Genomic DNA, 24,395 nt, shown 5'->3' with positions numbered 1-24,395 from the left:
TGAACGAAAGGAACGTGACAGGGATGCAGGGCATGCTGTTCTCGCAGATGGAGCCCCCGCCGGGACGGGAGGAGGAGTTCCACGCCTGGTACGACGAGGAGCACATTCCCGCCCGGCTGGCCATCAGCGGATTCGCCGCGGCCTCCCGCTACGAGGTGGTCGACGGCAGCCCGCGCTGGCTCGCGGTCTACGAGCTCTCCGACATGGCGGCGCTCGCCACCCCCGAGTACCGGACGCTGAAGACCGACCCCTCCGACCGCACCCGCGACATGCTCTCCTCCGTGACGGGCTTCACGCGCTTCACGTGCACGCTCGTCTCCGACTCCGGGCCGGCCGGGGACCACACCCACCTGGCCGTGGTCGCCTTCGCCGTCCCCGAGGAGGACGAGGAGCGGTTCGACGACTGGTACGAGACGGAGCACTCGCCGCTGCTGCTGCGGGCGGCGGACTGGCTGCGAGTGCGCCGCTACCGGGTCGTGGACGGCGACGGCGGACCGTGGACGCACTTCGCCGTCCACGAACTGGCGTCGGCCGAGGTCATGGACTCGCCGGAGCGCGCCGCGGCACGCCGGGGACCGAAGCGCGCGCCGCTGGCCGAAAAGGAGTGGTTCGGCGACTCAGGCCGCTGGCTCTACCGCCACCATGTACGTCAAGTATGCTACCTTGATCAATAACATTTGATGACTCTCCGTGACCAGGACCGAGGGGCGGCACGCGCGCGGTGGAACCCAACGAAGAGCGCCGATGGGGCACCCCCATCGGGGCGACGCGACAGGAGGACCTCGAACTCTACTTCCGCGGCATCGCCTCAGCGAGATACGCGGTGCGACGGGTCTTCCGCATCGTCGACGACCAGGCCCGGCGCGTGGGACTGGAGCCGCTCCAGCACCAGGCGTTGATCCAGGTGTTCGGCGCGGGCGGCGCGCCGCTGCGCGTGAACGACGTGTCGGAGCGGCTCGACATCGCGCCCGCCTTCGCCTCCCGGCTCGTGCGCGACCTGGAGAGCAAGCAGCTGGTGACGCGCGAGGCGTCCACGGAGGACCGGCGCATCACCCTCGTCCGCATCACGGACGCCGGACGGGAGCTGCTGTCCAGGATCGACCGCGACGTGCACGCGCACGTGGCGTACTTCCAGTCCCAGCTCGCGGACGAGGAGCGCATGGCGGCGCTCAGCATCTGCGCCTTCTACGTCGGGGTGCCCTTCGAGGCGGAGGAGATCACGGCGATGGAGAAGCTCGTCAGGTCGGCGCTGGAGCGCAGATCGGCCTGACCGCACGGTGACGCGCGGGCCGCCCCGGCCGTCGGGGCGGCCCGTTTCGCGTTGTCCCGCCCGGACCGAACCACCGCGCCACCCAGCCCTCCTCACCACCAGCCCCCCTCGAAACACTTGACCCTAATACTTAACCTACGATAGGTTCATAGCAATTACTTATCGCTGGGCGCCGCTCACCCTTCGCGAGAGCCGCCGCCAACGTCCCCACGACGTTCTCCGGCGCGTCCAGGTCCCCCCTTTCCCTTCTTCTCCGGGTCCACGACGAGGGAGTGCTGAAGCTTCATGACACGGACTGGCAGCGACTACATCGAGGGCCTGCGCGACGGCCGGGCGGTCTTCATCGACGGCGAGCGGGTGAAGGACGTGACGACGCACCCCGCCTTCAGCGGCGCCGTCCGCTCCGTCGCCCGGGTGTACGACGTCGCGAACGACCCGGCCAACCGGGGCGTCACGACGTTCACCTCTCCCGACACGGGCGAACAGGTCAACGTCTCGTACATGATCCCCCGCTCCGCCAAGGACCTGGCCCACCGCAGGAAGGGCCTGCGGCTGCTGTCCGAGCAGACCTTCGGCCTGATGGGCCGCAGCCCCGAGCACGTCGCGGGCTTCCTCTCCGGCTTCGCCGCCCGCAGGGACGTCTTCGCCCGCGGCGGCGAGGAGTTCGCCGACAACGTGGTCGCCTTCCACCGCTTCGCCCGCGAGAACGACGTCTACGCCGCCTACACGATCCTGCCGCCGCAGATCGACCGCTCCAAGCCGGCCCACCAGCAGGCGGACCCCCACCTGTACGCGGGCGTCACGAAGGAGCGCGACGACGGCATCGTCATCCGCGGCGCGCAGATGCTCGGCACCGGCATGGCCATCGCCGACTGGGTCCAGCTCTCCTGCATCCAGCCGCTGCGCCCGGGCGACGAGGCGTACGCGATCTCCGTGATGATCCCGGTCTCCGCGCCCGGCGTGAAGGTCTACTCCCGCCGCTCCTACGCGGCCGGCGCGAGCAGCACCTTCGACTACCCGCTCTCCAGCCGCTTCGACGAGACCGACTCGCTGGTGGTCTTCGAGGACGTGTTCGTCCCCTGGGAGCACGTCTTCGCCTACCGGAACCTCGACGTCACGGCCAAGCAGTGGTGGGAGACGCCCGGTCACCTGTGGGGCAACACCCAGGCGCAGATCCGTTTCTCCACCAAGCTCGACCTGCTCGTCGGCCTCGCCCACCGCGTCGCCGAGATGAACGGCGTCGGCTCACTGCCCCCCGTGCAGGGCACGCTCGGCGAACTGGCCGCCTACGCCTCGATGGTGACCGGCCTGATCCTCGGCGCGGAGCACAACTGCGTGATCGACGAGCACGGCGTGGCCTGGCCGGGCCAGGCCGAGACCTACGCCTCGGTCACCCTCCAGAGCCAGGTCTACCCCACGATGATCACGATGGTCCGCGACCTGTGCGGCGGCGGCCTCATCCAGCTGCCCTCCTCCGCCCGGGACTTCCGCAACCCCGAGATCGCCGCCGACATCGCCCGCTTCGTCCAGTCCCCCGGCTTCCCCGCGAAGGAGCGCGTCAAGCTGCTGAAGCTCACCTGGGACATGATCGGCTCCGAGTTCGCCGGGCGGCACCAGCAGTACGAGATGTTCTACGCGGGCGCGCCGTTCGTGGTGAAGGGCCGGATGTACCGCAGCTTCGACTTCTCCCGCGGCTCCGCGCTGGTCGACGCCGCGCTGGCGGGCTACGGCCTCGACGGGGTCGCCGACGACGCGGCGGGCCCGGCCGCGCCGGCGGCCGGCGCGTGAGCGCGGCGACCCTCCGCGCCTCCTACGGGCTCCACCTGGGAGGCGAGGAGTCCCACCCGGGCGAGCTGGGCAGCCAGCCGACGATCGACCCGGCCAGCGGCGAGCCCCTGGCCACCGTCGCGGTCGCGGGCCCCGCCGACGTCGCCCGCGCGGTGGCGGCGGCGGCGAGGGCCGCCCCCGCGTGGCGGGAGACCTCCTGGCAGCGGCGGGCGGCGGTGCTGACGGCCGTCGCCGACCGCATCGAGGCCGAGGCGGAGTCCTGGGCGCTGCTCGACGTCCGCGACGCGGGCATCCCGATCCGTGGCATGCGGCGTGACGTCGCCAACGCGCTGGCGTACCTGCGGTACTTCGCCGGCCTGGCGGGCGGCCTGCCCGGCGGGTCGACCGACGTCGGCACCGACGGCCTCAGCGTGCTGCTGCGCGAGCCCTACGGCGTCGTGGGGCGGATCGTGCCGTTCAACCACCCGTTGCAGTTCGCCGCGCAGGCCATCGCCGCGCCGCTGGCGGCCGGCAACGCCGTCATCCTCAAGCCGGCCGAGCAGACCCCGCTCAGCGCCCTGCACCTGGCCGAACTCCTCGCCGAACTGGTGCCCCCCGGCACGGTGAACGTCCTGCCGGGCGGCGCGGCGGCGGGCGCCGCCCTCGTCGGCCATCCCGGGGTGCCGCGGATCGGCTTCACCGGCAGCGTCGCCACGGGCCGGGCGGTGCTGCGCGGCGCGGCCGAGCACATCAAGGCCGTCACGCTGGAACTCGGCGGCAAGAACCCGATGCTCGTCCTCCCCGACGCGGACCTCGACGTCTCGGTCGACCTCGCGCTCGACGGCATGAACCTCCAGCGCACGGCGGGCCAGTCCTGCGGCTCCACCAGCCGCGTCTACGTGCCGGCCGACCGCGCGGAGGACTTCGCCGCCCGGCTGGCCACGGCCGTCGCCGCGCTGCGGGTGGGTGACCCGTCGCGGGAGGACACCGAGGTCGGCCCGCTGGCCTACGCCGCGCACCAGCGGCGGGTGCTCGCCGCCGTCGCCACCGCCGTCGCCGAGGGGGCGCGGCTGCTGACCGGCGGCCACGCGGTGCCGGAGGCGGGAGGCGGCTTCTACGTCGCGCCGGCCGTCCTGGACCGCGTCACCGAGGACATGGAGATCGCCGCCGAGGAGGTGTTCGGGCCGGTCGTCGCCGTGCTCTCCTACGACGACCTCGACGACGCCGTGGCCCGCGCCAACCGGCTGCCCCTCGGCCTGACGGCGAACGTCGTCACCGGCGACCTGAGCGCCGCCCTCGCCCTCTCCCACCGGCTCCAGGCCGGCTACGTCTGGGTCAACGGCCGCGGTCAGCGGCCCTTCGGCGCCCCGTTCGGCGGCCACAAGCTGAGCGGCCTGGGCCAGGAGAACTCCCTGGAGGAGATCATGAGCTACACCCAACCGAAGAACGTCACCCTCAGTCCGTTCCCCACCCGGCCCTCCGCCAGGCGGCGCGGCCATGGGTGACCGGCTGGCCGGCCGGGTGGCCGTGGTGACCGGCGGCGGACACGGCCTGGGACGCGCCTACTGCGAACGCTTCGCCGCCGAGGGCGCCGCCGTCGTCGTCGCCGAACTCGACGAACGCGCCGGCGAGGAGACCCGCGCGGCGCTGCGGGCCGCCGGGGCCCGCGCCCTGGCGGTGCCGACCGACGTGGCCGACGCGGCGAGCCTGGCGCGGATGGTCGAGCGTGCCGAGGCCACCTTCGGCGGCGTCGACGTGCTCGTGAACAACGCCGCGGTCTTCGCCAGCGTCCCCGTCTCCCGTTCCGCCTTCGACGAGATCGACCCCGCCGAGTGGGACGCCGTGATGCGGGTCAACCTCGCCGGCACGTGGCTCGCCTGCCGGGCCGTCGCCCCCCTGATGCGCCGCCGGGGCTACGGGAAGATCGTCAACGTCTCCTCGGACACCGCCTTCAAGCCGGTGCGCGGGATGGCGCACTACGTCGCGAGCAAGGCGGGCGTCGTCGGCCTGACCCGCGTGCTCGCCCACGAGCTCGGGCCCGACGGCGTCCGCGTCAACTGCGTGGCCCCCGGGAGCACCCTGAGCGAGGACGAGCCTGACGAGGAGCTACTGGCCGCCAAGCGGCAGCGCGCCCTCGGCCAGGCGCTGCCCGGTGTGCTGTCCGTCCAGGACATCACCGGCGCCGTGCTCTTCCTCGCCTCGCGCGAGAGCGACGCCGTCACGGGACAGACGGTGCTCGTCAACGCCGGGGCGGCACTCCACTGAGGCCGGCCGGGGGTCCGTCATGACGCCGCCGGACGCGAGGCGGGAACGCCACTCGACGCGGGAACGGGAGAACACGCGGGCGCGGGAGGCCGCGCCGCGGCGTGAGGACCTCCCGTTCCTCACCGGCGACGGGCGCTTCGTGGGCGACGTGCGCCACCCGGGCCAGCTGTGGGCGCGGGTGGTGCGCTCGCCCGTCGCCCACGCCGAGCTGCTCGGCGTGGACCTGACGCGGGCGCGCGCCGCGCCCGGCGTGCGGGCGGCGCTCGCCGCCGAGGACCTGCGGGCCGACCTCGGCCGCGTGCCGGTGCTGCCGGTGCGCCTGATGGAGACGGACCGGATGAGGGCCCGCCGCCAGCCCGTGCTGGCGAGCGGGCGGGTGCGGTACGTGGGCGAGCCGGTCGCGCTCGTCGTGGCCGAGGACCCCTACCGCGCGGAGGACGCGGCCGAGCGGGTCACGCTGCGGCTCGCCGGGCGGCCACCCGCGCTGGGTGGGCGCGAGCCCCCGCTCTGGGACGACGGCGCCGACAACGAACTGGTGCGCTTCACCGCCCGGCACGGCGCCGCGCGGGCCCTGGCCGTGCCGGACGCCGACGCGGCCAGGGTCGTCGAGCTCGACCTGGCCGTCGGGCGGCAGACCGGGCTGCCGACGGAGACCCGGGGCCTCGTGGCGTGGTGGCGGGACGACGGGCGGCTGCACCTGTGGGGCGTGACCAAGTACGTGCACTTCACGCGCCGTTCGGTGGCCGCCGCGCTCGGCGTCGCCGAGGACGCCGTGGTGGTGCACCGGGTCGACGTGGGCGGCATGTTCGGGGTGCGGGGCGAGCTGTACCCCGAGGACGTCCTGCTCCCCTGGGCGGCGCGGCTGCTGCGCCGCCCCGTCGGCTGGGTGGAGGACCGGCGCGAACACCTGACGGCGACCAACCACTCGCGCGAGCAGCGGCACCGTCTGCGCCTCGCGGTGGCCGCCGACGGGCGGCTGCTGACCCTGCGGGACCGCGTCGTCGTGGACCTCGGGGCCTATCCGCGCCCCATCGGCGGCCGGTACGCCCGGCTCGTCCAGGAGTGTCTGCCCGGCCCCTACCGGTGGCGCGCGGTGGACGTCGAGACCGTCGGCCTGGCCTCGAACCGGACGCCGGTGGGCACCATGCGCGCGCCGCTGGCCACCGAGACCACCTTCGCCCGGGAACGGGCGGTCGACGTCGCGGCGCGCGCCCTCGGCGTGGACCCCGTCGAGCTGCGCCTGCGCAACCTCGCGCCGCCGCCGACGGAGGCGTCCGGGGTCTCGGAGCTGCGGCCCGACTCTGGCGACCCGGGGGCGGTGCTGCGGGCGGTGCTCGACCACGCCGGCTGGCCCGCCCTCCGCTCCCGGGTCCGCGAGCGGCGGCGGGCCGGCGAGCTCGCCGGCCTCGGCGTCGCGGTCTTCGCCGAGGCCAGCGGCGCCGGCGGCGAGGAGACGGTCGAGCTGCGGCTGGACGCCGCCGGCCGCTTCGTCCTCGGCACCTCGGCGGCCGAGATCGGCCAGGGGCTCGCGACGATGGCCGCCCGGGTCCTCGCCCCCCGGCTCGGGGTGCCCGAGGAGGCCGTCGCGGTGTGGAGCGGGGACAGCCGCGCCCACGGCGGTGGCAACGGCACCTTCGGCAGCCGCACCACGATCTTCGTCGGCAGCGCCGCGGCCGACGCCGCCGAGCGGATGCTGGCCGCCCTGCGGCGGAGGGCGGCCGGGCTCCTCGGGGCGCCCCCGGAGGAACTCCTGCGCACCGCCGAGGGCTTCGCCCGCCGCGACGGCCACGCCGTGGAGCTGGCGCGGCTGGGCCCGCTCACGGTGGTGGGCCGCCACGCGGCGGCCGAGACCGCCGTCGGCGTCGGCGCCCACATCGCGGTCGTCCGCGTCGATCCGGACACCGGGCAGGTCGAGGTCGAGCGGCTTGTCGTCGGATACGACTGCGGCCGCGCGGTCGATCCGGAGTCGGTCCGCGCCCAGCTGGTGGGGGGCGCCGTGCAGGGCCTGGGCGGCGCGCTGCTGGAGGAGTTGGCCTACGACGAGCACGGCGCGGCGCTGACCTCCCCCGCCGGCCCCGCCGGCTACCTTCCGCCGGTCGCCGACGCCGTGCCCGACGTCGAGGCCCTGGTGCTGGAGTTGGCACCCGCCACGGGCAATCCGCTGGGCGCCAGGGGCGTCGGCGAGGCGGGGGTGGTGGGCGTGGCGGCGGCCGTCGCCAACGCCGTGGCCGACGCCGTCGGCCCGCCGGGCGACGGGCTCACCTCGCTGCCCCTGACCCCGGAGCGGGTCTGGGCGCTGCTGCGTGAGCGGCCCGCGGGAGGCCCGGGAGCCGCGGGGCCGACGCGCCCTCAGACGAAACAGAGTCTTCATACCCAAGTAGTTGATAAAAGTTAATGATGAAAGTAGTTTTCCCAACACGGTGTCGCGTGGACGCCATGGGGAGTTAGGGAGGACACGGTCATGAGAACGAAGAGCAGGTGGCGCCCCGGAAGACAACTGGTCGCGGGAGTCGCCCTGTTGACAGCGCTGGCCCTCTCCGGATGCGGCTCGTCCGACGACGGCGGGGAGTCCGCGGACGGGCTGATCCCGTGGAAGCACGGCATCCACCACCCGGGCGCCGAGGCGGGCTTCCTGATGATGGCCGACCACCTCGGGCTGTTCGAGAAGTACGGCCTCGACCTGGAGATCGTCGACATGTCCAGCGGGACCCAGACCTTCCCCGCGCTGGTCGCCGGCGAGATCGACTCGCTGGAGGGCAGCCCGGGCGCGCTCTACCCGGCCGCCGCCCAGGGACAGGACATCCGGGTCGTCGGCTCCAGCATGCCGGGACTGGCGTACGCGCTCTACGCGAAGGACGACATCGCCTCGGTGGAGGACCTGGAGGGCGCCTCCATCGCCATCTCCGCCCCCAACGCGCTCCCCGCCCAGGTGGCCCAGGCGATCCTCCGCAGCCGGGGCGTCGACACCGACTCCATCCAGTGGGTCAACGCGGGCAGCAACGCGGACCGTTACCGCGCCGTCGTCTCCGGCGCCGCCGACGCCGCCTCCTCCCCCTCGGACTTCGTGCCGCAGTCGGAGAGCGAGGGCGTGCGGGTGCTCGCCGAGTCCATCGAGGTCGTCCCCGACTTCCCCCGCTACACGGTGATGGCGCGCGGCGAGGCGCTGGAGGACCGCCCCGAGGGCATGGTCCGTTTCCTGGCCGCCATGGCCGAGGGCATCCAGTACGCCATCGACCACCCGGACGAGGCCGCCGAGATCAGCGCCGAGTACATGGGCACCACCGCTGACGACCCGATGATCACCTACATGACCGACCTGATCATCGAGGAGGAGCTCGTCGCCCCCGACGTCCGGATCCCCGTGGACGAGATGAACTTCCTGGAGGGCCTGCTGCGCGACATGGGCGAGCTCGACCACGACGTCGACATCGACGCGATGGTCGACGAGTCCTTCCGCGAGCAGGCGCTGGACCTCGTCGAGGAGCAGGCGTCCTCCGCCTCCCCCTCCGCCGAGAACGAATAGCCACCCGACGTCCGACACAAGGAGGGCAGCGATGGGGAACGATCGCTCCCAGGGCCGCGATCTGCGGACGTGGCTCGCGAAGATCGACGAGATCGGAGAGCTGACCCGGGTCAGCGGCGCCGACTGGGACATCGAGATCGGCGCGATCTCCCAGCTCAACTACCGCCGTGAGCGCCCCAGCGCGCTGCTGTTCGACGACATCACGGGATACCCGGGCGGCTTCCGCGTCGTCAGCGGCACCCTCTCCAACGCCCGCCGGCTCGGCATCACGCTCGGGCTCGGCGACGACATGGACGACCGCCGGCTGGTGGAGGCCCTCCAGGGCCTCCCGCTCGCCTGGGAGCGGGACGCGCCGGAGTTCGAGCCGGTGGTGGTCGACGACGCCCCCGTCCTCCGGAACGTCGTCGCCGGGAAGGACGCGGACCTCACCCGGTTCCCCGCGCCCCGCTGGAACGAGCTGGACGGCGGCCGTTACCTCGGCACCGGCTGCATCGTCCTCACCCGCGACCCGGAGACCGGCGTGGTCAACGGCGGCGCGTACCGGATGCAGATCCAGGACGAGGGCCGCTCGGTCACCGTCAACGCCATCCCGGGCAAGCACGGCGACCAGCACATCCAGCGCTGGTTCGCCCGCGAGGGCCGGGCGCCGGTCACCGTCTCCCTCGGGCACGACCCGCTGCTGCTGATGGTGGCCGGCACGGAGGTGCCGACCGGCACCTCGGAGCTGAACTACGCGGGGGCGATCCTCGGGGAGCCGCTGTCGGTGCTGCGCAGCGAGGTGACCGGCCTGCCGATCCCCGCCTCCAGCGAGATCGTCGTCGAGGGGTGGCTGCGGCCGGACAAGCGGCGCCCCGAGGGGCCGTTCGGCGAGTGGACCGGGTACTACTCGGGCTCGCAGCGGCCGGTGCTCGCCCTCGACGTCGAGCGGGTCCTGCACCGCGACGACCCGATCCTGCTCGGCGCTCCCCCCGGCAAGCCGCCGCACGACTACTCCTACATGCGGACCGTGCTGAAGTCGGCCATGATCCAGGACGCCCTGGTCAAGACCGGCGTCCCCGGCGTCAGGGGCGTCTGGGCCCACGAGGCCGGCGGCGGGCGGATGTTCATCGCCGTCTCCGTCGAGCAGCGGTACTTCGGCCACTCCCGGCAGGTCGGTCACCTGACCGCCCAGTCCCCGGCCGCGGCCTACATGAACCGCTACGTGGTGGTGGTCGACGAGGACGTCGACCCACGCCGGCTGGACGACGTGATCTGGGCGATGTGCAGCCGCAGCGACCCGTCGGCGGACATCGACGTGATCCGCAGGACGTGGGGAAGCAAGGCCGACCCGCTGCTGGTCGACCACTCCGTCCCCTACAACAGTCGCGCGGTGATCGACGCCTGCGTGCCGTTCGAGCGCCGCGACGACTTCCCGCCGGTGGCCCAGATCGCCCCCGGGCTGTTGGCCGCCACGGCGGAGCGCTGGGGACATCTCTTCCCCGAGCTCGACCCGGGGACGTTCACGGGCGCGGCCTCGGCCTCGACCGGCGGGGGCCGTGCGGCGACGGCCATGACGGACGGGTGAGGACCGCGTGAAGCCGCCCCCGCTGCGCTACCTGCGTCCCCGGGCGCTGCCGGAGGCGCTGCGGGAGCTGCACGCCGCGGCTCCCGGCGCCCGGCTGCTGGCCGGCGGCCAGAGCCTGGTGGCGCGGCTCAACCTCAGGCAGGCCCGGCCCACGCTCCTGGTGGACGTGGCCGGGCTCGCCTGGCCCGACGGGCCCGGTCCGTCCGACGCGTCCGCCCCGTTCACCGCGTCCGACGCGTCCGACGGGCTGCGGCGCGTCGCGCTGGTGCGCGGTGAGCGGGCCGACGCGCCCGTGGAGCTGCGGGTCGGCGCCCTGGTCACCCACGACCAGGTGACCCGCCACCCGGGCCCGTTGCCCGGCTTCGAGGACGTGCGGGCGGCGACCCGGTTCATCGCCCACCTGCCCGTCCGCGTCCGGGGCACGGTCGGCGGCAGCCTCGCGAACGCCGACCCGGTGGCGGAGTGGTGGGTGACGGCCTTGCTGCACGACGCCGAGCTGGTGCTGGCGAGCGTCCGCGGCCTGCGGGTGCTGCCGGCCGCCGACGTCCTGACCGGGCGCGGCGTCACGGCGATCGCGCCCGACGAGATGCTGCTCCAGGCGCGGCTGCGCACCCCGCTGGCCCACGCCGAGCTGACGGAGTGCGCCCGCCGCCCCGGCGACCCGGCGATCGTGTCCGCCGCCGCCGGGTTCGACCTGGTCGACGGCGTGCTGCGGCGACCGCGCGTGGTGGTGGCCGGGGCCGGCCCGACGCCGACACGGCTGCCCGCGGCCGAGGCCGTGCTGGCGGGAGCCGAGCCGGGCCCGCGCCTGTTCGCCCACGCGGCCGAGGCCGCGGCGGCGGTCCTGAGCCCGTCCGGCGACCGCGCCGGCTCCGCCGCGTACCGGCGCCACCTCGCCACCGTCCTGGTGGCGCGGGCCCTCACCGCGGCGTGGCGCCGACCGGACCGGCCGTGACCGCGCCGGGGAGCGCCGCGGCCGGCGAGGAGGAGACCCACACCGTCCGCCTGCTGGTCAACGGCGCGCGACGGGAGCTGCGCGTGCCGGCCCGCCGGCTGCTGTCGGACGCCCTGCGCGACGAGGCGGGCCTGACCGGCACCCACGTGGGGTGCGAGGCCGGGGTCTGCGGGGCCTGCACGGTGCTGCTGGAGGACCAGCCGGTCCGCTCCTGCCTGGTGCTGGCCGTCCAGGCGGACGGCCGCCGGGTGGAGACCGTCGAGGGCCTGCGGGGCCCCGACGGGGAGCCGCACCCGTTGCAGGCGGCGATCGCCCGGCACCGGGGGTTGCAGTGCGGCTTCTGCACCTCCGGATTCCTGATGCTCGGGGCGGGCTGGCTGCGGCGCGGCCCGTCCCGGGAGGCGGCGCGCGAGTGCGTGGCCGCCAACGTCTGCCGCTGCACCGGCTACGCCGGGCTGGTGGCCGCCTTCGAGGAGGCCGCCGAGGAACACGACCGACGCCACGCGGACCAGCCGCCAGACCGGCCATGAGACCAGCCGCCAGACCAGCCACGAGACCAGTGAAGGGAACGACCGTGCCGAACGCCGTCGGATACCGCGCCATCTGGGGAGTCGTCATCCCCTCCACCAGCACCACCGTCGAGCACGACTTCGCCGTGATGAGACCGCCCGGCATCACCTTCCACGCCGGCCGCTCCATGATCCACCGCCCCGACATGCGCACCAACGAGGCCGCCATCAGCGTGCTGGACCAGATGGACGCCTCCCGCGACGAGGCCATCGAACAGGTGATGACGACCCGGCCCGACCACCTCGTGGTGGCGATGTCCGCCGAGATCATCAGGAACGGCGCGGCCGGCGCGGAGGCGTTCGTCCGGGACCTCGAGGACCGCTTCGGCGTCGGCGTCACGACGGGCCCCACCGCGTGCGCCGCCGCGCTGCGGGAGCTTCGCTGCTCGCGCGTCGGGGTGCTGACGCCGTACCAGCCGGTGTCCGACACGAAGGTCGTGGAGTACTTCGGCGAGGTCGGCATCGAGGTGCGGCGCATCCACGGCCTGCGGTGCACCTCGGCGACCGCGATCGCGGAGGTGTCGCCGGAGCGGGTGGCCTCCGCGCTGCGCGAGCTCGACGGCGACGACGTCGACGCGCTGGTCCAGGTCGGGACGAACCTCTCGGCGGTGCGCCCGGCCGCCGCCGTCGAACTCGTCGTCGGCAAGCCGGTGCTCGCGATGAACGCCGTCACCCTCTGGCACGCGCTGCGCCGGAACGGCTTCGCGGACACCTACGCGGACTTCGGCACGCTGCTGCGCGACCACTGAGCCGCTACAGCGACACGGCGACAGAACGACACGTCGACCGGGCGACACGGCACGCGACGGTGGCGCGCCCGGCGTCGGCACGGGCTCGGCACGGCTCGGCACGGCACGGAACAGCGCGGAGGAAGGAGGTGCGGCGGTGGAGACACGACGGATCGTCGTCGCGATGACGGGGGCCTCGGGGGCGGTCTACGGTGTGCGGGCCCTGACGATGCTCCGCGGTCTGCCGGGGGTCGAGAGCCACCTGGTGGTGACCAGGGGCGCCCGCGCGACCATCGGGTACGAACTGGACCTGACCCTGGGCGAGGTCACGGCACTGGCCGACGTGGTCCACGCCGACGGCAACCTGGGCGCCGCCATCGCCAGCGGCTCCTTCCCCGCCGCCGGCATGCTCGTGGCGCCGTGCAGCGTCAAGGCGCTCTCCGGCATCGCGACGTCCTACGCCGAGAACCTCGTGGTGCGCGCCGCCGACGTGATGCTGAAGGAACGCCGGCGGCTGGTGCTGCTGGTCCGCGAGACGCCGCTGCACGCCGGGCACCTGCGGCTGATGGCCCAGGCCACCGAGAACGGCGCGGTCGTCATGCCGCCCGTGCCCGCCTTCTACCAGCGCCCGGCGACGCTCGACGACATCGTCGACCACACGGTCAGCCGCGCCCTGGACCTCCTCGGCCTCGACACCGGCCTGACCGCCCGTTGGACGGGCAACGGCGTGACGGACCCCCGGGCGGCGCGCAACGGATCGAACCCGGTCGGACCCCAGGGAATCCTCGAACCAAACTAGCTGACTTTAGTTAGCATCTTCAGATATGGTTACGCGTGAGAGCGCGAGAGCACCGGCTCTCCTCACTGGGAGGTACGTGTGGGACTGGCACCCGCTCCGCTGAACGCCGACAGCTTCCGGGGGGCCCTGGGCGCGGTCGCGGCGAGCGTCAACGTGATCACGATGTGGACCGCCGACGGCACGCCCGTCGGCATGACGGCGACCGCCTTCTCCTCGGTCTCCACGGACCCGCTCCTGGTGCTCGTCTGCGTGAACCGCTCCACGCGCACCTACCACCACATCGCCGACTCGGGACACTTCGGGGTCAACGTGCTCGGCTCGACCGCCCGCGAGATCTCCGACCGCTGCGCCCGACCCGGCGCCGACAAGCTGCTCGAACCCGAGTGGCTCGCCCCCGTGCCCGCGGCCTCCCCGGCGCTCGCGGGCGCGCTCGCCTTCCTCGACTGCGAGATCGACCAGAACGTCGCCGCCGGCACCCACGCGGTCCTCATCGGCCGGGTGCGGGCCATCGGCCTGGAGGAGAGCCCCGTCGCGGAGCCCCTCCTGTACTTCCGCGGCCGGTACCGACAGATGGACGTGACCACCCGTTACCGGCGGGCGAGCCCGCTGCCGATCGTGGGAGCCCTCGAATGACGCGCACCGGCGCCGAGTACCGCGCGGGCCTGGCCGACGGCCGCCAGGTCTTCCTCGACGGCGAGGTGGTCACCGACCTCGCCAGCCACCCGGCGACCCGCGGCGTGGTCGCCTCCGTCTCAGCGCACTACGACCACGTGGCCGACCCGGCCCACCGGGCGGAGCTGACCTACCCCTCCCCCACCACGGGCCAACCCGTCAACCTCTCCCACCTGATCCCCCGCGGCGAGGACGACCTCAGGCGCCGCCGCGTCGCGCTGCGCCACCAGGCCGAGCTGAGCTACGGCCTCATCGGCCGCGGCCCCGAGCACATGGCGGGCTTCCTCGCCGGCTGGGCCGGCCGCAGCGACGTCTTCGCCGCGGGCGGAGCGGAGTACGCCCGCAACATCGTCGACTTCTACGAGCACGTCCGGGACAACGACCTGTACTGCACCTACGCGATCGTCCCCCCGCAGATCGACCGCGGCCGCCCGCCCTCGGGCCAGAGCGACCCGCGCCTGTACGCGGGCGTCGTCGGCGAACGCGACGGCGGGATCGTCGTGTCGGGCGCGCAGATGCTCGGCACCGCCTCCGCGATCTGCGACTACATCGTGCTGACCTCGATCGTCCCGCTGGGCCCGGGGGACGAGGACCACGCGCTGTCCGTCGCGGTGCCGCCCGGCGCGCCCGGCGTGCGGATCCACAGCCGCCGCGGCTACGCGGCCGCCGCGTCCAGCGTCTTCGACTACCCGCTCTCCAGCCGCTTCGACGAGACCGACGCCCTCATCGTCCTCGACGAGGTCTTCGTCCCCTGGGAACGCGTCTTCGTCTACCGCGACCTCGACGTCGTCTCGCGGCAGTGGAACCACACCCCGGCCCACCTGCTCGGCAACAACCAGGCCCAGATCCGGCTGGCCACCAAGCTCGACCTGATGGCGGGCGTCGCCGAGCGCGTGACCCGGATGAACAACACCGCCGACGTCCCCTCGGTGCGGGTCGCGCTGGGCGAGATCACCTCCTACGCCGCGATGGTCGCCGGGCTCGTGTACGGCCAGGAGCAGAACTGCGAGATCGACGACCACGGCGTCGCCTGGCCGGGCCGCGCCGAGTGCTTCGCCACCCTCGCGTTGCAGAGCGACTTCTACCCGCGCCTGGTCCACCTGCTGCGGGAGCTGTGCGGCGGCGGCCTCATCCAGCTCCCGTCCTCCGCCCGGGACTTCGCCCACCCGCAGACCGCCGCCGACCTGGCCCGCTTCGTGCAGTCGCCGGGCTTCCCGAGCCAGGAGCGGGTGAGGCTGCTGAAGCTCGCCTGGGACCTCGTCGGCTCGGAGTTCGCCGGCCGGCACACGCAGTACGAGCTGTTCTACGCGGGCGCGCCCCACGTCGTCAGGGCGCGGATGGCCCAGGTCTACGACTTCGAGCGCGCGGGGGCGCTCGTCGACCGCGCGCTCGCCGGCTACGGCCTGACGGGACCGGAGCCGGCGGCCGACGCGCCCTGACGGCGCGCCTCCAGCCCGCCGCACGCCGACCGGCACACGCCGACCGGCGTCCACGCTGACCAGCAGACCCAGAGGAGAGTCTCCATGTCCTACGACATCCGCAAGTGGATCTCCGTCGTCGAGGAGGTCCACCACGACGGCGGCGCCCCGGTCGGGCAGCCGCTGGTCAAGGCCGCCGTCGGGGTGGTGGTCCAAAACCCCTTCGCCGGCCGCTTCGTCGACGACCTCTCGCCGCTGACCGAGCCGAGCGCCGCGCTCGGCACGGAACTCGGGCGCCGCGCGGCGGCGTTGCTCGGCGGCAGGCCCGTCGAGGGGTACGGCAAGGGCGGCGTCGCGGGCGTGAACGGCGAGCAGGAGCACGTCGTCGCCTGCGTCACCACCGTCTTCGGCGACGCGTTCCGCGAGGCCGTCGGCGGCGGGGTGGCCTGGATCTCCTCGGCCACCAAGTGCGGCTCGGCCGGCGTGCCGCTCGACCTGCCGCTGGCCTACAAGGACGCCCTCTACGTCCGCTCCCACTACGACGCGGTGACGCTGCGCGTGGACGACGTCCCCCGCCCCGACGAACTGCTCGTCGCCGTCGCGGTCTCCAGCGGCGGACGCGTCCACCAGCGGGTCGGCGGCCTGAGCGTCGCCGAGGCGACGGGCGAGGACGGCCTGCGGTGAGCGGCGGCAGCCTGGCTCTGGTCAACATCGGCGACTCCAGCGACGGCACGGCCTCGGGCCGGCTGCCGGGCGACGCCCTGGTCTGCGTCGACGGCCGCGTCGCCTGGATCGGCGACACGGCGGACGTCTCTCCCGCCGACCACCCGACGGTGATCGACGTGGCGGGCGCCTGCGTCGTACCGGGCTTCGTGGACTCCCACGTCCACACCACCTTCGGCGACTACACCCCCCGCCAGCAGACCATCGGGTTCCTGGAGAGCTACCTGCACGGCGGCACCACCCGCGCGATCTCCGCCAGCGAGGTCCACGTGCCGGGCCGCCCGAAGAACCGGATCGGCGTCAAGGCGCTCGCCGTGGCCGCCGCCCACTGCTTCGCGGACTACCGTCCCGGCGGCGTCACCGTCCACGCCGGCTCCGTCGTCCTCGAACCCTGCCTCGGGCCGGAGGACTTCGCCGAGCTCCACGCCAGCGGCGTGCGGATGGCGAAGGGCGGCTTCGGCGCCTTCGCCACCGCCATGGACTACGTGCCGGTGGTGCACGCCGCGCAGCGGGCCGGGCTGCTGGTCATGTGCCACTCGGGCGGCGGCTCCATCCCCGGCAGCCAGTCCAAGATCGACGTCGACGTGCTGCTGGCCATGGGCCCCAACGTGGCGGGCCACATCAACGGCGGCCCCACCGCGTTGACCCCGGAGGAGAACCGCCGCATCGTCGCCGAGGGGCGCGACATCGCGCTCCAGCTGGTGCAGGCGGGCAACCTCCGCTCGGCGATCGACATCGCCGAACGCGCGCTGGAGATCGGCGACTTCCACCGGCTGCTGATCGCGACCGACACGCCGACCGGCACGGGCGTCATCCCCCTCGGCATGCTGCGCACCATGGCCGAGCTCTGCTCGCTGGGGCCGCTCGACCCGCGCCAGGCCGTCGCCGCCGCCACGGGCAACGTGACGGCCGTCTACGGCGTGCCGGGCGGCCGGCTCGCGGTGGGCGAGGAGGCCGACCTGCTGGTCGTCGACGCCCCCGTGGGCTCCGTCGCCGAGGACGCCTTCGCGGCGCTGCGGGCCGGCGACCTGCCCGCCGTGGCCTGCGCCGTCACGCAGGGCGAGCTGCGCTTCGGCCGGAGCAGGAACACGCCGCCGCCGACGCGTCCCGTCACGGTGCGGGCCGGCGGCTGAAGGGCTCGGGGCCGGCCCCGGGCCTCGTCCCGGCCGGCCGGCCCGGCGTCGGTCCCCGGCGTCGGTCCGACGGGTTCGGCGGCGTCAGTCCGACGGGTTCGCCGGCGCGGGAACGGTGGCGGCGAACCAGTCGGCGACCGCGCCCGAGGTCTGGAACGTCACCTGCTCGTGGGCGGCGAAGTGGTCCAGCACCCGGGTCAGCGCCCCGATCCGGTGGGGGACGCCCAGCAGGTGCGGGTGGAGGGGCAGCGCCAGCACCCGGGTGCCCCAGCGTTCGGCCTCCGCCAGGAGCACCGGGAGGGTCGCCCGCGCCCGGGCCTCGAACTCGGCGGCGCTGGCCCGCTCGACGGCGAACAGCACGCTGTCGTTCAGCTCCAGGTTGTAGGGGACGGCCACCAGCGAGGAGCCGCCGGCCCTCGCCCAGACGGGGACGTCGTCCACGCTCCAGTCGCAGACGTAGTCGACGCCGAGCTCGGCGAGGCTTGCCAGGGTCGTCCACGTCTCCTGGAGCCCCGGGCCGAGCCAGCCCCGGGGTCGGGTGCCGGTGGCCCGCTCGATCCGGTCGAGGGTGGCGGCGATCTCCGCCCGCTCGTCCTCGACGCGGTGGAGCGAGCGCTGGGTGGTGCCGTGGCCGACGAACTCCCAGCCGGTGGCCGCCAGCAGCTCCACCGCCCTGGGGTAGACGTCGGCGACGGCCGCGTTCATGCTGACGCTGACGGGCAGCCGCCGCTCCGTGAGGGCGGCGAGCAGACGGGGCAGGCCCACCCGCATGCCGTACTCGACCCAGCTGAAGTTGAGGACGTCGGGCACCGACTCGGCGCCGTGGGGCGCGGGGATCAGCTTGCGCGGCATCGGCTGGTCGAACGGCCAGGTCTCCACGTTGAGGACGACGTGCACGACGACGGAGTGGCCCTCGAAGGGCGGCAGCGGCGGGGAGTCCCCCGCCGGCGCGTACGGAACGAAGGGGTTGCTCACGCGGGTCCTCCCGTGCTCGTGTCGTCAGCTCGTCTGCTCTGCTCTGGTCTGCCCTGGTCTGCCCTGGTCACCCCGGCTCGCGGGCCGGTGGGCTCAGCTCGCCCAGGTCCGGCCGCCGTCCATGGTCAGGGAGGTGCCGGTGACGTGCCGGGCCGCCGGGGAGACCAGGTACGTCACGGCGGCGGCGACCTCCTCCGCCTCGGCCGGCACGCCCCTCGGGGTCGCGGCCAGCACCGCCCGCTCCCCCGCCGTGGCGTCGCCGCCGTGGCGGCCGGCCGCCGCGGCGACCAGTGCCGCGTAGCGGTCGGTCCTGGTCGGCCCGGGGTGGACGGCGGTGACGCCGACGCCCTCGGGCGCCAGCTCCCGGCCGAGCGAGCCCACCAGGTTGTTGAGGGCGGCGTTGATGGCGCCGGAGGTCGTCAGCAGCGGGTCGGGGCCGAGCGCCACGTTGCCGGCGACGACGACCACCCGGCCGCCGTCCCCGTCCGCGGCGCGCAGGCCCGGCAGCAGGGCCCGCACCAGCCGCACCGTGGCGAGGAACTTGGTGGTGAAGGCGCGTTCCCACGCCTCGTCGGACAGCTCGGCGAAGGTGCCCAACGGCGTCGCGCCGACGCAGACCACCAGGCCGTCCACCCGGCCCGACCACCGCGCCAGCGCCGCGCGGCCCAGGGCCTGGCAGCCGGCGGCGGTGGCGAGGTCGACCGCGGCCACGCCGGTGGCCGCGGCGCCGGCCTCGGCGGCCCGCGCCGCGGTCTCGGCCAGCGCCTCCTCGCGCCGCGCCGCCAGCAGCAGCTCGGCGCCCTCCCGGGCGAGCGCGAGCGTGGTGGCCCGCCCGATCCCCGAGCTGGCCCCCGTGACGACGACACGGCGCCCCGTCAGACCCAGATCCATCGCGTGTCCTTCCCTCGGTTGCCTCAGTGGTCGTCGTCGCCGTCCGCCGCCCACACGCCGAGCAGTTCCTCGACGCGGCACACGGTCGCGTAGCGGTGTCGGGCGGTGGCCAGGGTCGCCTCGTGGAGCGCGACGTCCCAGGAGCCGCAGGCGTCCTCGGGCAGCACCACGTAGTAGTCGTGGCTGAACGCCTCGCGGGCGGTCGCCTCCACGCAGGCGTTGGTGGAGACCCCGCAGCACACGACCGTCCGGACCCCGGCCGAGCGCAGGATCATGTCGAGGTTGGTGCCGGCGAAGCCGCTGTAGCGGTGCTTGGTGACCAGCGCCTCCCCGGGTAGCGGCGCCAGCTCGTCGATGATCCGCTGGCCCCAGGTGCCGTCCAGGCAGATGTCCGGCACCGAGAAGGTGGCCCGTCCGCGCGCCTCCAGCCAGGGCCCCGAGTCGCTGAGGCCGTCGGGCAGCGTGGTGTGCTGGACGTGCGCCACCGTCACGCCCGCCGCGCGGGCCGCCGCGAGCAGCGTCCGCATCGCGGGGATGACGCGGCGGGCGTGGTCCAGGGGCCGCCTGGCCAGGGTCGCGGTCTTGCCGGCCGGGTCGATGAAGTCGTTGACCATGTCGACGATGACGAGCGCGGTGTGGCCGCGCGCCGCGATGGCCGGAAGGCCGCGCAGCACCTCGGTCGGTGGGCCGCTCATCCGTTCTCCTCCCGTGCCTCTCGCTCGTCCCGCTCCTCGCGCTCGTCCCGCTCGTCCCGTTCCTGGCGCTCCTCGCGTTCCTCCCAGGAGCGCCCGGCGTCGAAGAGCGCGGCGACGTCGGGCAGTCCCTCGACGCCGACGGCCGCCTCCCACAGCCGCCGCCAGTCCTCGCCGAGCACGGGCGCGGCCACCAGCCGTGCCTTGGCGCGCAGCTGCTCGTCGGTCATCGGGCGGTCGACGCTGCCGGTGGCGTGCGGCACGTGGAGGTGCAGCGCGGAGCCGTCGGCGCGTTCGACGACGGCCCGGCACTCGTCCTTGCGCAGGCCGGGGTCGGTCACGACCCGGACCCTGCGCCGCAGCGCGACGACGGCCGGGTCGGTGGCGCGCTGGTCCCAGTACTGCGCGGGGCCGGCGCCGCCGTCGAGGAAGCCGACGGCGAAGCAGTGGTAGACGGAGAACTTGCTCTGGAGTCCGTCGGCGGGCTCGGCCACGCCCATCACGTCGAGCACCACCGGGTGAACGGTGACGGTGACGGCGGCGATCGCGTCGGCGTCGCCGCCCAGGAGGGGCCGGGCCTCGATCGCCGCGTCGATCACCGGGTGGCTGACGATGCCGCAGCTGTAGGGCTTGAAGGCGTTCGCCTCGATCTCCCAGCGGGTGCCGAGCCCGCGCAGCGCCTCGGCGTGGTCGCGGCGGCTGCCGCTCACCGCGGTCAGGCCGTGCCCGCCCTCCAGCGGCAGCTCCGGCCCGGTGAAGCCCGACGCGGCGAGGACGGCGGCCTCCAGGCCGTCGGCGGCGGCCTTGCCGGGGTGGAACGACTTGGTCATCGTGCCCAGGGCGGAGGTCAGCCCGCCGAGCTGGGTGGCGGCCAGGCCGAGCGCGACCCGCGTCGCCGCGGCGTCCAGGCCCAGCAGCCGGCCGGCGGCCACGGCCGCGCCCAGCCTGCCCATGGTGGAGGTGAGGTGCCAGCCGCGGTCGAAGTGCTCGGGGCAGACGGCGTTGCCGACGCGGCAGGCCACCTCCACGCCCAGCAGCACGGCGTGCGCGAGCTCCGCGCCGTCGGCGCCGGTCAGTTCGGCGGCGGCGAGCGCGGCGGGGAGCACGGGCGCGGCGGGGTGGATGACGGTGCGCAGGTGGGTGTCGTCGAAGTCCTCGACGTGGATGGCGATGCCGCCCACCAGGCACGCGGCGGTGGGGGCGAGCGTCTCGGGGCGGGCGAACAGGCGGTGGGCGCCCGTCAGGCCGAGAGCCAGCAGGGTGCGGGTGGCCCGCTCGACCACGGGGTGGCGCGCGGCGCCGGCGGCGAGGCAGACGGCGTTGGCGAGGGTGCGGCGCGCGGCGTGCCGGGCGGACGCGGGCACGGCGGCGGGGTCGGTGTCGGTGACGAACTCGGCCAGCGTCGCGGTCAGTCGCCCGGGTGTGGCGGTCTCGGTGGTCATGCCGTCGTCCCTTCCGTGGCGCCCCCGGGACGTGAGGCGGAGGAGGCCCACCAGGCCGGCCCGTCGTCCGTCCCCGCCGCCGTCACGTCGGCGGCGGCAGGGGCAGGGCTGGGGGCGGGGGCGACGGCGAGCAGGGCCCACTCCTCGCCGAGGCCCTCGGTCAGCCGCTCCGGCGCGCTGCCGTGGGGGCTCAGGACCGCGAGGTAGCCGCGCGGGGCGGCCAGGACGTCGCGGGAGCCGGTGAAGCCGTGCGCCGCGAGCTGGGCCGCGAGCCAGCCGTTGGCCGCCGCCTTGCCCGCGTGGAACGGCTCGACCATGGTGCCCGCGCCCTCGCGGGTGCCGAGGGTGGTGCTGGCCGCGATGCCCACGGCCTCCTCCAGGCCGGCCTCGTCGAGGCCGATCGCGACGCCCGCGGCGACGGCCGCGCCGAGCACGCCGGCCGTCGAGGCGACGTCCCAGCCCTCCTCGTGGTGCCAGGGACTCATGGCGCGGGCGACGCGCAGCTGCGCCTCGACGCCGAGGGCGAACGCGGCGGTGAGCGTGACGTCGTCGGCGCGCCGCGCGTGCGGGACGGCGAGGGGCAGCAGGGCGGCGAAGGGGGCCGTGTGCGGGTCGTCCCCGCCGACCCGCGCGGCCGAACCAACGGCCAGGCAGGCCCAGGAGGCCGCCAGCCGCTCACGTCGGCCGGGCACCGGAACGTCGCCGTGGGGGCCGAGCCGCGCGGCGGTGGCGAGGATCGCCTCGACCGCCGCCGTGCCGCTGCCGGCGACGGCGCGGCCGGCCACGCCGGCGGCGTCCTGGCGTGCCCTGGCCAGCACCTGGGGTGGGAGTCCGGTCCGCCGGGCCGCCAGGAGCCCCGCGCACCAGCGCCGTGTGAGTCCCCGCTCCGCCTCGCGTTCCGTGGCGGCCGCACCCGTCCTACCCATCGCACCTCCGTGGAGATCGCGGCGACACCGCCGACGAGCGCCAAACCTATCACGAAAGTCCCTTACTTAAGATAGGTACTTTCTTCCCCTCTTCGCCGCCACCGCCCCGCGAACAGGCGTAACACGCAAGGAAACTCGGCGAAATATTACTGACTTAACTTAGGCATCCTTGTGTAAGGATCCGGTCTCGCGCGCTCTGGCCCCGGCCTCTTCCACCGCACGAACCGGACGACGCGGGCCGTTGACACGGCCCGGGACGGCCCGCCCTCCCCGGCGCGGCGCCGCCCCGCACTTCTTCGTCGAGCGATCGAGAGGACGAGACACCGTGAGTCGAATGGGTAGACGTGGCTTCGTCACGGGCGTGGCCGCGATGGGCGTCGCGGCGGGAACGGGAGCCGCCACGGGCGCCTCCGCACACGGCCGTGGTGGCGGCCCGGACGGCGGCCGCCGTCCGTCACGGCCGCGGCCGGAGCGGTTCGTCCTCGAGGAGGCCACCGTCGCCGACATCCGGCGGGCCTACGCCTCGGGCGCGCTCAGCTGCGTGGAGCTCACCGAGATGTACCTGGCCAGGATCGCCGCCTACGAGGACGGCGGCGTCCGGCTCAACTCCATGACGACGGTCAACCCCGACGCGCTGCGGCTGGCCGCGCGGCTGGACCGCGAGCGCGCCCGCGGCGCAGCCGCCCGCAACCCGCTGCACGGCATCCCCGTCGTGCTCAAGGACAACGTCGACACCGTCGACATGCCGACCAGCAACGGCTCGGTCATCCTGCGGAACGCGTTCCCCGACGACGACGCCTTCATCACCCGGGCGCTGCGCCGCCGCGGCGCGCTGATCCTCGGCAAGGCGTCCATGGGCGAGTTCGCCGGCGGCTCCTACAACACCATCGACAGCCAGGTCACCAACCCCTACCACCGCAAGCGCGGCACCGGCGGGTCGAGCGCCGGCTCCGGCGCCGCCACCGCCTCGAACCTCACGGTCCTCGCGATCGGCACCGACACCTCCACCTCCGTGCGCGGACCCGCCGCCTACTGCGGCATCGTGGGGCTGCGGCCCACCACCGGCCTCATCAGCCGGGACGGCATCGCGCCGAAGAACCTCACCTTCGACACGGCCGGGCCGATGGCCCGCACCGTCACCGACACCGCGATCCTGCTCAGCGCCGTGGCGGGCGAGGACCGGGCCGACCCGTTGAGCGTGGAGACCTTCAGGAACCACCCCGGCCCGTTCCGTCGGCAGGCCGCCGCCGGCACGCTCGACTACACCCGCTACCTCCGGCGCGGCGCGCTGCGGGGCAGGCGGCTCGGCGTGATGCGCGACTTCTTCGGCGGGGACCCGGAGATCGACGCCCTGGCCGAGACCGCCCTGGAGACCATGCGCTCCCTCGGCGCCGAACTCGTCGACATCACCCTCGACCCCGCGTTCGTCGACTACTACATCGTCAACGGCGGCAGGAACATCCGGCACATCGCCGACTACCGCTTCAGGGCCGAGTGGGAGCAGTACCTGACCACCCTCGGCCCCGACGTCCCCCGGACCGTCGAGGAGTTCATCGAGATCTACGAGACCGAGGTCAACGCCTCACCCCTGCCGGTCGAGGCGTCCGTCCTCGACCTGCTGACCCGCTCGCTCACCACCTCCGCCGACATGCCGGCGTTCGTCGACCTGATCGAGAACGTCCTGCCGGAGGCGACGCGGCTGAAGATGGCCGTCTTCGAGGACAACGACCTCGACGCGATGGTCTTCCCCTACCAGACCAGCTTCGCCTCGCCGATCAGCAACCCGGCCTTCAGCGTCGAGGACCCCACCTACGTCTCCTCCAACCGCCCCCAGCCGGCGACGTTCGCCGGCTACAGCTCGGTGGGCTTCCCCGGCATCGTCGTGCCCATGGGCCTCGGCTCGCAGGGCCTGCCGATGACGATCTCCCTCATGGGCCGCCCCTACAGCGACGGCGAACTGCTCGGCTACGCCTACGACTACGAGCAGGAGTCCCAGCTGCGCGTCCCCGCGCCGCTGGCCCCGCCGCTGCGCGGCGCCTGAGGCGTCGTGCGCGCGTGAACCACGGGGTGGGCGTCCCGCGCC

The 24,395-nt window shown here is 74.4% G+C and carries 22 protein-coding genes; 17 read left to right on the top strand and 5 right to left on the bottom strand.

Annotation, left to right across the window (positions count from 1 at the left end; genetic code table 11):
- Window positions 1-14 precede the first annotated feature (14 nt).
- From ACTWP5_RS06730 to ACTWP5_RS06655, 16 genes are all read left to right on the top strand, one after another.
- Window positions 15-674, top strand: coding sequence for a hypothetical protein (locus ACTWP5_RS06730; protein WP_443219814.1), 660 nt, complete (start codon window positions 15-17; stop codon window positions 672-674).
- A gap of 47 nt (window positions 675-721) precedes the next feature.
- Entirely contained in the window at window positions 722-1,270 is a 549-nt protein-coding gene (locus ACTWP5_RS06725; RefSeq protein WP_443219813.1) for a MarR family winged helix-turn-helix transcriptional regulator, read from the top strand.
- Between the two features lie 285 nt (window positions 1,271-1,555).
- Window positions 1,556-3,058: a 4-hydroxyphenylacetate 3-hydroxylase family protein gene (locus ACTWP5_RS06720; protein WP_443219812.1), complete on the top strand. Its 1,503-nt coding sequence runs from the start codon at window positions 1,556-1,558 to the stop codon at window positions 3,056-3,058.
- The gene (locus tag ACTWP5_RS06715; RefSeq protein ID WP_443219811.1) at window positions 3,055-4,542 is read left to right on the top strand and encodes an aldehyde dehydrogenase family protein; all 1,488 of its coding nucleotides are present in this window, start codon (window positions 3,055-3,057) and stop codon (window positions 4,540-4,542) included. Before ACTWP5_RS06720 ends, ACTWP5_RS06715 begins: the two co-directional genes overlap by 4 nt.
- Complete coding sequence (locus ACTWP5_RS06710) at window positions 4,535-5,302, top strand: SDR family NAD(P)-dependent oxidoreductase (RefSeq protein WP_443219810.1); 768 nt, start codon at window positions 4,535-4,537, stop codon at window positions 5,300-5,302. Before ACTWP5_RS06715 ends, ACTWP5_RS06710 begins: the two co-directional genes overlap by 8 nt.
- Window positions 5,303-5,321: 19 nt before the next feature.
- On the top strand, window positions 5,322-7,697 hold the full coding sequence (locus ACTWP5_RS06705) for a xanthine dehydrogenase family protein molybdopterin-binding subunit (protein ID WP_443219809.1): 2,376 nt from the start codon (window positions 5,322-5,324) through the stop codon (window positions 7,695-7,697).
- 66 nt (window positions 7,698-7,763) lie between these two features.
- Complete coding sequence (locus ACTWP5_RS06700; protein ID WP_443219808.1) at window positions 7,764-8,825, top strand: ABC transporter substrate-binding protein; 1,062 nt, start codon at window positions 7,764-7,766, stop codon at window positions 8,823-8,825.
- A 31-nt stretch (window positions 8,826-8,856) separates the two neighbouring features.
- Window positions 8,857-10,389, top strand: a complete 1,533-nt coding sequence (locus ACTWP5_RS06695) for a UbiD family decarboxylase (protein WP_443219807.1) — start codon at window positions 8,857-8,859, stop codon at window positions 10,387-10,389.
- 7 nt (window positions 10,390-10,396) lie between these two features.
- Window positions 10,397-11,344 (top strand): FAD binding domain-containing protein, encoded by a 948-nt coding sequence (locus ACTWP5_RS06690; RefSeq protein ID WP_443219806.1) that lies wholly within the window; start codon window positions 10,397-10,399, stop codon window positions 11,342-11,344.
- On the top strand, window positions 11,341-11,874 hold the full coding sequence (locus ACTWP5_RS06685) for a (2Fe-2S)-binding protein (RefSeq protein ID WP_443219805.1): 534 nt from the start codon (window positions 11,341-11,343) through the stop codon (window positions 11,872-11,874). Before ACTWP5_RS06690 ends, ACTWP5_RS06685 begins: the two co-directional genes overlap by 4 nt.
- Window positions 11,875-11,918: 44 nt before the next feature.
- A complete protein-coding gene (locus ACTWP5_RS06680) occupies window positions 11,919-12,662 on the top strand; it encodes a maleate cis-trans isomerase family protein (RefSeq protein ID WP_443219804.1) in 744 nt (247 codons plus the stop codon).
- Between the two features lie 136 nt (window positions 12,663-12,798).
- Window positions 12,799-13,440, top strand: coding sequence for a UbiX family flavin prenyltransferase (locus ACTWP5_RS06675; RefSeq protein ID WP_443219803.1), 642 nt, complete (start codon window positions 12,799-12,801; stop codon window positions 13,438-13,440).
- A gap of 78 nt (window positions 13,441-13,518) precedes the next feature.
- Window positions 13,519-14,073 (top strand): flavin reductase family protein, encoded by a 555-nt coding sequence (locus ACTWP5_RS06670; RefSeq protein ID WP_443219802.1) that lies wholly within the window; start codon window positions 13,519-13,521, stop codon window positions 14,071-14,073.
- The gene (locus ACTWP5_RS06665) at window positions 14,070-15,551 is read left to right on the top strand and encodes a 4-hydroxyphenylacetate 3-hydroxylase family protein (protein WP_443219801.1); all 1,482 of its coding nucleotides are present in this window, start codon (window positions 14,070-14,072) and stop codon (window positions 15,549-15,551) included. The genes ACTWP5_RS06670 and ACTWP5_RS06665 overlap by 4 nt, the downstream gene beginning before the upstream one ends.
- 84 nt (window positions 15,552-15,635) lie before the next feature.
- A complete protein-coding gene (locus tag ACTWP5_RS06660; RefSeq protein WP_443219800.1) occupies window positions 15,636-16,214 on the top strand; it encodes an amino acid synthesis family protein in 579 nt (192 codons plus the stop codon).
- Window positions 16,211-17,386: an amidohydrolase family protein gene (locus tag ACTWP5_RS06655; protein WP_443219799.1), complete on the top strand. Its 1,176-nt coding sequence runs from the start codon at window positions 16,211-16,213 to the stop codon at window positions 17,384-17,386. Before ACTWP5_RS06660 ends, ACTWP5_RS06655 begins: the two co-directional genes overlap by 4 nt.
- A gap of 84 nt (window positions 17,387-17,470) precedes the next feature.
- Here the strand turns inward: ACTWP5_RS06655 and ACTWP5_RS06650 are convergent, their stop codons facing one another.
- The 5 genes from ACTWP5_RS06650 to ACTWP5_RS06630 form a co-directional block, all read right to left on the bottom strand.
- Entirely contained in the window at window positions 17,471-18,361 is an 891-nt protein-coding gene (locus tag ACTWP5_RS06650) for a polysaccharide deacetylase family protein (protein WP_443219798.1), read from the bottom strand.
- Window positions 18,362-18,454: 93 nt separating this feature from the next.
- Window positions 18,455-19,252, bottom strand: coding sequence for an SDR family NAD(P)-dependent oxidoreductase (locus tag ACTWP5_RS06645; RefSeq protein ID WP_443219797.1), 798 nt, complete (start codon window positions 19,250-19,252; stop codon window positions 18,455-18,457).
- A gap of 23 nt (window positions 19,253-19,275) precedes the next feature.
- Window positions 19,276-19,947 (bottom strand): cysteine hydrolase family protein, encoded by a 672-nt coding sequence (locus ACTWP5_RS06640; RefSeq protein WP_443219796.1) that lies wholly within the window; start codon window positions 19,945-19,947, stop codon window positions 19,276-19,278.
- A complete protein-coding gene (locus ACTWP5_RS06635; protein ID WP_443219795.1) occupies window positions 19,944-21,386 on the bottom strand; it encodes an MmgE/PrpD family protein in 1,443 nt (480 codons plus the stop codon). Before ACTWP5_RS06635 ends, ACTWP5_RS06640 begins: the two co-directional genes overlap by 4 nt.
- A complete protein-coding gene (locus ACTWP5_RS06630; RefSeq protein ID WP_443219794.1) occupies window positions 21,383-22,312 on the bottom strand; it encodes an MmgE/PrpD family protein in 930 nt (309 codons plus the stop codon). Before ACTWP5_RS06630 ends, ACTWP5_RS06635 begins: the two co-directional genes overlap by 4 nt.
- A gap of 334 nt (window positions 22,313-22,646) precedes the next feature.
- On the opposite strand from ACTWP5_RS06630, the gene ACTWP5_RS06625 reads away from it, so the two are divergent.
- Window positions 22,647-24,353 (top strand): amidase family protein, encoded by a 1,707-nt coding sequence (locus ACTWP5_RS06625; protein ID WP_443219793.1) that lies wholly within the window; start codon window positions 22,647-22,649, stop codon window positions 24,351-24,353.
- Window positions 24,354-24,395: the final 42 nt, after the last annotated feature.

The organism is Streptomyces sp. 4N509B (genome assembly GCF_052245655.1).
Classification (GTDB): Bacteria; Actinomycetota; Actinomycetes; order Streptomycetales; family Streptomycetaceae; genus Streptomyces.
The sequence above is the reverse complement of the archived record's forward strand: the minus strand, read 5'-3'. Positions and strand labels throughout refer to the sequence as shown.

Bases quoted from the DNA above. Each gene is read 5' to 3' on its own strand.
- ACTWP5_RS06720 (WP_443219812.1), top strand. From the start codon at position 1,556: ATGACACGGACTGGCAGCGACTACATCGAGGGCCTGCGCGACGGCCGG.
- ACTWP5_RS06630 (WP_443219794.1), bottom strand. From the start codon at position 22,312: ATGGGTAGGACGGGTGCGGCCGCCACGGAACGCGAGGCGGAGCGGGGA.
- ACTWP5_RS06645 (WP_443219797.1), bottom strand. From the start codon at position 19,252: ATGGATCTGGGTCTGACGGGGCGCCGTGTCGTCGTCACGGGGGCCAGC.
- ACTWP5_RS06635 (WP_443219795.1), bottom strand. From the start codon at position 21,386: ATGACCACCGAGACCGCCACACCCGGGCGACTGACCGCGACGCTGGCC.
- ACTWP5_RS06665 (WP_443219801.1), top strand. From the start codon at position 14,070: ATGACGCGCACCGGCGCCGAGTACCGCGCGGGCCTGGCCGACGGCCGC.
- ACTWP5_RS06625 (WP_443219793.1), top strand. From the start codon at position 22,647: ATGGGTAGACGTGGCTTCGTCACGGGCGTGGCCGCGATGGGCGTCGCG.
- ACTWP5_RS06700 (WP_443219808.1), top strand. From the start codon at position 7,764: ATGAGAACGAAGAGCAGGTGGCGCCCCGGAAGACAACTGGTCGCGGGA.
- ACTWP5_RS06640 (WP_443219796.1), bottom strand. From the start codon at position 19,947: ATGAGCGGCCCACCGACCGAGGTGCTGCGCGGCCTTCCGGCCATCGCG.
- ACTWP5_RS06710 (WP_443219810.1), top strand. From the start codon at position 4,535: ATGGGTGACCGGCTGGCCGGCCGGGTGGCCGTGGTGACCGGCGGCGGA.
- ACTWP5_RS06660 (WP_443219800.1), top strand. From the start codon at position 15,636: ATGTCCTACGACATCCGCAAGTGGATCTCCGTCGTCGAGGAGGTCCAC.
- ACTWP5_RS06695 (WP_443219807.1), top strand. From the start codon at position 8,857: ATGGGGAACGATCGCTCCCAGGGCCGCGATCTGCGGACGTGGCTCGCG.
- ACTWP5_RS06705 (WP_443219809.1), top strand. From the start codon at position 5,322: ATGACGCCGCCGGACGCGAGGCGGGAACGCCACTCGACGCGGGAACGG.